Raw genomic sequence first — 9,634 nt, forward strand, 5'->3', positions numbered from 1 at the left:
CGGTTGGTTCCGTTTTTCGCACGCTAGGTTTCTCGTTATGAACGTCTCCCACGGTTGCCGCGGCTTTACCCGTCGCGACATGTTGCAATTCGGCGGACTCGGCCTCTCCGCCCTCACGCTGCCGGCAATCTTGCGTAATGAGGCGCTGTTGCGAGCCGAGCAAGTCGCCAAGGCAAGCAAAGCGAAGAACGTCATCTTCATTTGGCAACAAGGGGGTCCGCCGCATCAAGACACTTGGGACATGAAGCCCGACGCACCGGCTGAAATTCGCGGCGAGTTCAAGCAGATCGCCACCGACTTGCCCGGCTATCATGTTTGCGAGCTGATGCCCGAGCTATCCAAGCGCATTCATAAGCTGACCGTTCTGCGCGGCGTCAACCATCACATTCCCGATCACAATCCGGCGAGCATGTTCATGCTCGGCTCCGGCAACGCCCCGAGCACGGCCCACAAGTACCCGACGTGGTCGGCCGTGGTGAAGCGTGAGATGCCGGAAATCACCGGCCTGCCGACTTCCGTTGCCATTCCGGTCGAGCCGAGCGAAGGGCCGGGGGCCGGCTTCCTCGGGTCCGCTTGGCAATCGTTCGCGATCCAGGCCGACCCGAGCGATAAGGAATTCAAAGCCCGCTCGATGTCGCTCCCGCCGGGCATCGACCGCGATCGTTTCGAAGTTCGCCGCAAATTGTTGATCGACACCGAGAAGTCTTTCGATCGCATGACGCAACGGCCCGATTTGCTGCGCGGCTACGACAAGTTCTACGAAGACGCGCATCAGATCATCCTCTCGCCGCGCACGAGTGCCGCGTTCCGCATGGACGAAGAATCGGAAAAACGACGCGACCGCTTCGGCCGCAACAAGCTGGGACAACGCCTCCTTCTCGCGCGCCGCTTGGTGCAAGCCGGCGTCCGCTTCGTCACGATCAACGAACCGGTCGGCTGGGACACGCACGCCGACAACTTCAAAAAGCTGCGCACGAACTTGCCTGTCGTCGATACGGCGGTCAGCGCGCTCGTCGACGATCTCGCGGAACACGGCATGCTCGACGATACGCTGGTGATGATGTTCGGCGAGTTCGGACGGACGCCGAAGATCAACGCTCAGTCCGGCCGCGACCATTGGGCCAAGGCGATGAGCATCATTCTCGCCGGCGGCGGCGTGCCTGGTGGGCTCGTCTACGGCAAGACCGACCGGGAAGGGGCTCTCGTCACCGACGCCAGCCATTCTCCGGCCGACTTCGCCTGCACCATCTACACGCTGCTCGGCATCGACCCGCACAAGAAGTACGTCTCGTCGGGCCAACCGGTAAGCCTCGTCAACGGCGGCAGCCCAATCACGGCGATCTGCGGAGCGTAAAGCGATGATGCGCGGCGTCGGCATCTTCTGCGCCTGGGCGACTTTCGCGTTCGCGAACTTGCAGCCCGTTCGCGCCGAGTTGCCCACCGCGGTGCTGAACGTCGTATACCCTGCAGGCATCCAAGCCGGCACATCGACCTCCGTCGCGATCGAAGGCATCGCTCTCGAAGGAGTCACCGATCTTCGCTCGACCGCGCCGGGCTTCGTCGCCGTGAAAGACGTCGACGCGAAGCCCCCCGGCAATAAATTTACCATTACCGTCCCTGCTACGACGCCGCCGGGCATCTACGATCTTCGCGCCGTCACGCAACACGGTCTCAGCTCGCCGCGCTCGTTCTTGGTGAGTCGGCTCGTCGAACGACTCGAAGGAGAAGCCAACGACACGGCCGAAACGCCGAACGGCGCTTCTCAGAACATAATTCCCTTGAATTCGGTCGTCAGCGGCAAGATCGAAAAAGCCGGTGATGTCGATTGGTATCGCTTCAACGCAAAAGCCGGCGATCGGGTCGTCGTCGAATGTTGGGCCGAGCGAATCGATTCACAGCTTCGGCCGGTGATCGAAATCTACGATGCCCGAGGGACGCGACTTCAAGTCAATCGAGGCCTCAACGGCGGAGATGCCCTCGTCGACATGCGCATCCCCGCCGATGGTCTTTACGATGTCCGTCTGTACGACCTGGTCTTCTCGGGCGGCAACACCCATTTTTACCGGCTCGATTTCGATACCGAGCCGCGGCCCGAGTTCGCCCTCCCATGCGTCATGCGTCGCGGCGAAACGAAGCACGTTACGGTGTTAGGCCGGAATTTATCTTCTCCCTCGAAGTCGGCCGTTACGGCTTCGTCAACATCGCTCTCGACCACGATGCCGACGGCTCTCGACACGGTCGCAGTGAGTATCGTCGCCCCGTCCGAGCCGGACTCGTTCGTCGCGCTGCAGCAAATGCCGGCGCAGTTCGCCGTCGACTCGTTCGCCTACCATCATCCCGCCGGCCACGCCCCGCTCGCGATCGGTTGGACTGATGTCCCGGTCGTCGAAAACCTCGCCGGCCATGACAAGAAAAACCTCGCGCTCGATCTCGCAGCTCCCTGCGAAGTGAGCGCTCAGCTGGCCGCTGCCGTCGGTCGCCACTGGTATGCCGTGACGGCGAAGCGCGGCGAAGTGTTCTGGTTCGAGGCCTTCGGCCGCAGGATCGGCTCGCCGCTCGATCTTGATCTGACGATCTTCGCACCTGACGGCGAGCATGAAATCGCAAGCTTTCACGACGAACTTACCGATCTCGGCGGCTATCGCTTTTCGACGTCGCACGTCGATCCGGTCGGACGCTTCGTCGCTCCGGCCGATGGTCGCTATTTGATCTTAATTCGCAATCTCATCGGCGGCTCGTTCGACGATCCTCGACGTATCTATCGGCTCGGTGTGCGTCGTGAAGAGCCCGACTTCGCGTTGGCCGTCGTCTCGCACAGAATCGACCAACCCGCCGGTTGCAACATCATGCGCGGCGGACGAGAGTGGCTCGAAGTGGTCGCGCTCCGTCGTCGCGGCGCGACCGGGCCGATTCGTGTCTCCGTCGATGGATTGCCGCCGGGCGTCGAGTGTGCCGAAGCCTGGATCGGGCCTCAACAAGATCGAGCGCCGCTCGTCTTCACCGCCTCGAGCGAGAGTCCGACATTCGCCGGCGCGATCCAAGTCGTCGGACATTACGAACAAGACGGAGTCTCGATCGTGCGGCCTGCTCGCGCCGGAACGATGATCGCGCCGAATCGACCGCTACCGTCGGGCCGTCTCGCGCAAGAGATTCCGCTCACCGTGGCCGGCGATATCCCGTTCACGCTCGTCGCGGCTCCCAAGTCCGTCGCGATCGATCAAGAGGGAGTGCTCGACGTTAATATCTCGCTCGAATCGCGCGGCGAACGCCCGACCGCTCCCGTTCGACTCACGGCTGTCGGCTTGCCGCAAGGGGTCTTCGCGGAGCCGATCGTCCTTGCGTCGGAGAACGCTCAAGGTTGGATGAGCTTCGTGTTCCCCGCTTCCGTACCGACCGGCAAATACACATTCGCGATCTCGGCCGAAGTCGAAGCGGCGATCGCGTTGAATCCGAAAGCCAAGCCGACGAAATCGACCCTCACGCTCGTCAGCAATCCGATCACGGTCTTGGTGAAGCCGGCCCGCGTCGTACTCTCGCTCGATCCTTCATCGCCGACGAAAATCGGTCGGGGCAAGATCGTGCAGTTGAAGTTCACGGCGAAGCGCGTCAACGGCTTTATCGGCAAGGTTCACGTCGATCTCGACGCCCCCGGCGGAGTTACGGGCGTGCGAGGGCGCGGCGTTACGCTCATCGGCCAACAAGAGACCGGGTCGTTGCAAGTGATCGCTACGGATAACGCCCCGCTCGGAAAACAGTCGCTCTTACGCCTCGATGGCCTGGGCACGCTCGAAGATCAACCGATCTATCGCGCCGGCAAGCCGATCGAATTGGAGATCGTCGAATGATCTTCCGAATCGATCGCTTATGGAATCTACGTTTCTACTGCTCGTTCGTTGCCATACTTGCGTCGAGTACTTGTTCGCAAGCCGACTCGCATGTCAGCGTCTCGTTCAACACGGATGTCGTGCCGCTCTTGACGAAGCTGGGTTGCAACGGCGGCGGCTGCCACGGCAAGGCGACCGGCCAAAACGGCTTCAAGCTTTCGCTGCTCGGGTTCGAGCCCGACTTAGACTACGATGCGATCGTGCGTGAAGCGCGCGGCCGGCGTTGGTTTCCGGGAAGTGCGAGTCGTTCGCTGCTCTTGCTGAAAGCGACCGGCATCTCCCCGCATGGGGGCGGCGTGCGATTGAATCAAGATTCGGAAGATTATCGCACGTTGCTCACCTGGCTGGAGCAAGGTGCCCAGCCGAGTCGTTCCCACGAACCGACGCTCGAACGCATTTCGGTCTCACCGACGACCCACGTCTTCGATGCGAAGCGCGAACCGCAACCGCTCCGCGTTACGGCCGCCTTCTCCGACGGCTCGACGCGCGATGTGACGAGTCGAGCGGTGTATCAATCGAACGAACCGGAACTGGCCGAGGTAAGTGAAGCCGGCGTCGTGCAAACGAGCAAGCGGGGCGGCTCGTTCGCGGTGATGGTGCGATTCTGCGAACAAATCGCGGTTTTTCACGGAACCGTTCCGCTCACGGAATCCACCGCCGAGACTTCCGCGCAGCTCGCCGCCTGGGATCGCAACGTCGCCCGTTCGTTCGTCGATCGTCATCTGGCGGCGCAATGGAAGCGGCTCGGCATCGTTCCGTCCGAGCCGGCCGACGATCGCGAATTCATCCGACGCGTTTCGATCGACATCTGCGGCACGCTGCCGACGCCGGCCGAACTCGCCGAGTACGTCTCCGATGCGCGCAGCGATAAACGCGCGAGGCTCGTCGATCGACTATTGGAGCGACCTCAATATGCGAGCAACTTCGCGTTGAAGTGGGCCGATATCCTTCGCAATCGAGGAGCCGGCTACAGCACGCGTTATCAGCGTTTGGGCACCACGCTCTTCTCGGGCTGGATTCGCGATAGCTTCGCCGCGAACGTCCCCTACGACCGATTCGTCGCCTCGATCGTCACCGCTTCGGGAAGCCAAGAAGCGAATCCGCCGGCCATTTGGTATCGCACCGTGCGGACCAACTCCGATTATGTCGAATCGGTAGCGCAAGCGTTTCTCGGCATCCGAATTCAATGTGCGCAGTGCCATCATCATCCGGCCGAGCGTTGGAGCCAGGCCGATTACTACCAACTCGCGGCGGTGTTCGCTCGCGTCGGTCGCAAGGGGGGCTATGCCGATGCCGAAGTGCCGACCGATGAAACGATCTATCTGGCGGACGAGGGAGAAGTCTTTCATCCGCGCACCGGAAAACGGATGACGCCGCGTCCGCCGGGCGGTGCCGAATTCACGCTCGATCGTTTCGACGATCCTCGGCAAAGCCTCGCCGACTGGATGGCCTCGCCGGAGAACCCGTACGTGGCACGAACGATGGTCAACCGCATGTGGGGTCATTTTTTCAACCGCGGGATCATTCATCCGATCGACGACGCTCGCAGCACCAACCCGCCGAGCAATCCCGAGCTGATCGACGCTCTCGCGCATGATTTCATCGCTCACAAATACGATATCAAGCACCTCATTCGCACGATCTGCAACTCGGCGGCTTACGGAATCAGCTCCGTTCCCAACGGCACGAATCGCGATGATGCGCAGAACTATGCGCGCTACTATCCGCGGCGCATGCAAGCGGAAGTGCTGCTCGACGCGTTATCGCAAGTGCTCGACGCGCCGACGAAATTCCGTGCCGCCGGGGGAGAGTTTCCGGCCGGCACCCGCGCGATCGATCTACCCGACGAAGCGGTCCCGAACCACTTCCTCGACGTCTTCGGCCGCCCGGCACGCAACTCGGCTTGCGAGTGCGAGCGTGTCGATTCGCCGGCCTTGGGCCAAACGCTCGAGCTCGTCAACTCGGCGGAGCTACAGACGAAACTAACGACCGAGAAGGGCTATGTCGCGCAGTTGGCGGCAAACTCACGGCCGAACGCCGAGAATGTCGAGGAAGTATTCATCCGCGTCCTCGCCCGCCCCCCTCGCGATAAAGAACGAGCCACGGCGTTGAAGTTTCTCGAATCGCAGAAAGATCGTAAGACCGCCTACGCTTCGTTGCTCTGGTCATTGATCGCTACGAACGAATTTTTGTTCAATCATTGAAGGATGCCCCGCATGTTCGGCATGCCGCACGATCGCAGACGCTTCTTAGAGCTCGGTGCCTCGGCCCTCGGGCTCGGCTTGGCCGACGTCTTCGCCGCACGCGCTCGAGCTGCGGAAGTCGCACCCGCCGGCGTTGCGAGTCCGGCAGGCAAGTCGCTGATCGTGTTCTGGACGAACGGCGGCATGAGCCAGCAAGATACTTACGACATGAAGCCGGACGCCCCGGCCGAATTTCGCGGTATTTATGCGCCGATCGCTACATCAGTGCCCGGCATGCAAATCACCGAGCGATTTCCACGGCAAGCGAAGCTCATGGACCGGCTCTCGCTCGTACGGAGCGTGAACCACCAGAACGGCATCCATGCGCCGAGCGCCCACTGGATGCAAACCGGATACTTCGGGCCGACACTCGCGCGCAGCGCGCCGCAGAAGCCGTCGTTCGGTTCGGTCATCGCGCGTTGCCGCGGAGCACGCGCGCCGCAGATGCCCGCTTATGTCGCCATTCCGAAGGCCGAAGCTTTCGGCTACCAAGGCTCCGTCTATCTCGGCGCAGCCTATCAACCGTTCGAGCTCGGCGCCGATCCCAACGCAAAGAACTTCGACGTGCCGAACCTCGCCCTGCCGAAGAACCTTCCGCTTGAAGTCGTGCAAGACCGTGGTCGCCTGCTGCGCGAGTTCGATACGCTTCGCCGCGATGTCGATCGCTCCGGTACGCTCGAAGCCTTGAACGGCTTCAAGGCGCAGGCCCTCGAGATGGTTACGGGCGATCGTGTTCGCGAGGCGTTCGATCTCACGCGCGAAGATCCGAAGCTCCGCGACCGTTACGGCAGGCACACGTACGGCCAAAGCGCTTTGCTTGCGCGGCGCCTCGTCGAAGCCGGCACGACCTGCGTGACGGTCAATACCGGCTATTGGGACCATCATGCCGATATCGTCAAAGGGCTCGAAGAGCAGTTGCTTCCGCTCGATGCCGCCATTGCTGCGCTCGTCGAAGACTTGGAAGCGCGCGGAATGCTGGATGAAGTCGTGATCCTTTGCGCCGGCGAATTCGGGCGTACTCCACTAATTAACGGACATGCCGGACGCGACCATTGGGCCAACTGTTTCTCGGTGATGCTCGGCGGCGGAGGCTTGCAGGGGGGACGAATCGTCGGTGCGAGCGAACCGCGGGGCGGCGAAGTAAGCGAGCGGCCCGTCTCGCCGCACGATCTTCTGGCGACGGTCTACCAAGCGCTCGACGTATCGCTCGCCACGCACTTCAACGACGTCACCGGCCGGCCGGTCAGCATCGTCGATGCCGGTCGTCCGATTCACGAGTTGTTTTAAGCGGCTCGTATCCCAACTCGGCGTTGCGTGCGAACCTCTTACACGGTTCCCTTGTCCCTCTCGCCGAAGCTCGACATAATGAGCCGTTTCGCGTCCGCCTTTCGGCCGCGCTTCTCGGAATCGAAAGCGGCAAGCGACTTGTGAAGCCCTACGTCTGGATGCTCATCGGTGCGGTCGCCTTTGCGAGCATGTCGGAACTCGCACACGCTTTGAGCGACGATTGTTCATGGCTGCTCGTCGCCTTTGCGCGTAGTTCCCTCGCGCTGGTGTTCACGACCGTGATCGCCCGTTCGCAAAAAACACCACTCGTGTTTTGGCGTCCCAAGACGCTTTGGCTGCGAAGCATATGCGGTAGCATAAGCTTGATCTGTTCGTTCTACGCGTTCAAACATCTACCGGCTTCCGACGTCATCGCCATTACGAACACGTTTCCCGTTTGGGTCGCGATTCTCTCTTGGCCGCTGCTCGGCGAGCGACCGAGCAGGGAGGTGTGGCTCGCCGTGATATGCGCCGTCTTAGGGTCGTTGCTGATCAATCAACCGCATCTTCAAACCGATCTCGCAACCGACGAACAAGGTGCCGGCCAGATCCGACTTGGAGCGTTTCGAATCGACGAACGTTTCCTTGGCGGCATCGCCGCGGCGATCAGTTCCGTGCTAAGCGCGGTCGTGGTCATCGGGCTCAACCTGCTGCACAAGATTCCTTCGCAAGCGATCGTTGTTCATTTCTCTTTGGTCGCTACGGTCTTCTGCTTGGCCGCCGCGCCGTGGCAATCGTCGTTCGCCGGCTCCCTAGCCGCGCTGCGATTGCCGACGCTGCTGCTTCTTACCGCGTTAGGGCTATGCGCCACCATCGGACAAATCTTCCTTACGAAAGCTTTTGCAGCCGGACCGGCGTCGAAAGTCGCCGTCGTGGCGCTGAGCCAAGTCGTGTTTTGCTATCTCTTCGAGCTCTCGTTTCTCGGCCGCGCCTTCCAATGGCTCTCGCTCTGCGGCATGATATTGATTATCGGACCCACGGCCTTGATGCTCTGGCGGCGAAAGTCGCGCGCGGCGCGAGCCGCCGCCGTCATTCCGGCCGAGGGTCTTGAATAAACATCTCTTTCCCGCTCGGGCCTTTCGTATGGATTCGCTGCAAGGACAACTCCTCGTCGCCTCGCCCGACCTGCGCGATCCGAATTTCTTTCACTCCGTCGTGCTGCTCGTCCGCCATAGTATCGATGGCGCGCTCGGTCTGGTGTTGAATCGACCGCTCGACGTTCGGTTGCAGCAAGTCTGGCATCAAGTGAGTGAAACGCCTTGCGAACGCGACGACCGAATCTTCCTCGGCGGCCCCTGCGAAGGCCCGCTGATGGCGCTTCATGAAGACCCGACCCTCGGCGATGCCGAGGCCGGCTCGGGCCTGTTCTTCTCGACCGACCGCGAGTACCTCGAACAACTCGCCAACGATCTCAAGCGCCGCGTCCGCTTCTTCGCAGGCTACGCCGGTTGGGGCGCGAACCAACTCGAAGCGGAACTCACCGAGCGATCGTGGATCCCGCTCGCGGTGAAACCGGCGCACATCTTCGAAGCCGAAGACGAACTCTGGGCCCGCGCGATGCGCGACGTAAGCGGCCGAAAAGTGCTCGACATCCTCGGCATCCGCGATGTGCCGCCGGATTTACGGGTGAATTGAGCTTCTCTGTCGTTGCCCCGCGCACTTCGGCGCCGCGATGGCGATTCAAGCTTCTGAAGAAGCTCCGTATGCTCGATATGCAAACTTCCGGATATGGCTCCGACACTTGCAGCACGCTTACGATGATTCGGCCGAGCCGCATGGTCGGGAATCACTTCACGTTAACGATGCATGCATCAAGCAGCTATTTCGCGTTCGACTGACCTATATACTTCTGATATTCGGCTTCGTTTCGTTTCCAAATCCAAGCGCCGAAGAAGTAGCCCCCGATCGGAAAGAGCAACAACCCGATCGGAATGTGGGTCCGCAGCAAACCCCATCCTTGAATGGCGCTCATCGCCACGGCCCAAGATAGTCCGGTGATGGGTCCCCACATCAACACGCCGAAGATCCAAATAAATCGGCTCCGCCCCTTGGCCTGAGTCGCCGCCCAACGTTCGGCTTGTTGTTTGTTCATCGTGATCGGAGTCGAAAATAAGTCTGGAACCGGGGGCTAACGCCCACCGGCTAATGTTGCCGCATATTAGCCGGTGGGCGTTAGCCCCC

Annotated in this window: 7 protein-coding genes; 6 read left to right on the forward strand and 1 reads right to left on the reverse strand. The window is 61.3% G+C overall.

Annotated features, from left to right (window positions below; genetic code table 11):
* Positions 1-37: 37 nt before the first annotated feature.
* The 6 genes from K8U03_20685 (at position 38) to K8U03_20710 (ending at position 9,088) form a co-directional block, all read left to right on the forward strand.
* Positions 38-1,354, forward strand: coding sequence for a DUF1501 domain-containing protein (locus K8U03_20685; protein ID MCE9607310.1), 1,317 nt, complete (start codon positions 38-40; stop codon positions 1,352-1,354).
* Positions 1,355-1,358: 4 nt separating this feature from the next.
* Complete coding sequence (locus K8U03_20690) at positions 1,359-3,845, forward strand: PPC domain-containing protein (GenBank protein ID MCE9607311.1); 2,487 nt, start codon at positions 1,359-1,361, stop codon at positions 3,843-3,845.
* Positions 3,842-6,088 (forward strand): DUF1549 and DUF1553 domain-containing protein, encoded by a 2,247-nt coding sequence (locus K8U03_20695; protein ID MCE9607312.1) that lies wholly within the window; start codon positions 3,842-3,844, stop codon positions 6,086-6,088. The genes K8U03_20690 and K8U03_20695 overlap by 4 nt, the downstream gene beginning before the upstream one ends.
* A 12-nt stretch (positions 6,089-6,100) precedes the next feature.
* The gene (locus tag K8U03_20700; GenBank protein MCE9607313.1) at positions 6,101-7,414 is read left to right on the forward strand and encodes a DUF1501 domain-containing protein; all 1,314 of its coding nucleotides are present in this window, start codon (positions 6,101-6,103) and stop codon (positions 7,412-7,414) included.
* 140 nt (positions 7,415-7,554) lie between these two features.
* On the forward strand, positions 7,555-8,508 hold the full coding sequence (locus K8U03_20705; protein ID MCE9607314.1) for a DMT family transporter: 954 nt from the start codon (positions 7,555-7,557) through the stop codon (positions 8,506-8,508).
* A 28-nt stretch (positions 8,509-8,536) separates the two neighbouring features.
* The gene (locus K8U03_20710; protein MCE9607315.1) at positions 8,537-9,088 is read left to right on the forward strand and encodes a YqgE/AlgH family protein; all 552 of its coding nucleotides are present in this window, start codon (positions 8,537-8,539) and stop codon (positions 9,086-9,088) included.
* A 184-nt stretch (positions 9,089-9,272) separates the two neighbouring features.
* On the opposite strand, the gene K8U03_20715 is transcribed toward K8U03_20710, so the two are convergent.
* Positions 9,273-9,545, reverse strand: a complete 273-nt coding sequence (locus K8U03_20715) for a hypothetical protein (GenBank protein MCE9607316.1) — start codon at positions 9,543-9,545, stop codon at positions 9,273-9,275.
* Positions 9,546-9,634: the final 89 nt, after the last annotated feature.

The sequence above is a fragment of the Planctomycetia bacterium genome, from assembly GCA_021413845.1.
Lineage (GTDB): Bacteria > Planctomycetota > Planctomycetia > Pirellulales > PNKZ01 > PNKZ01.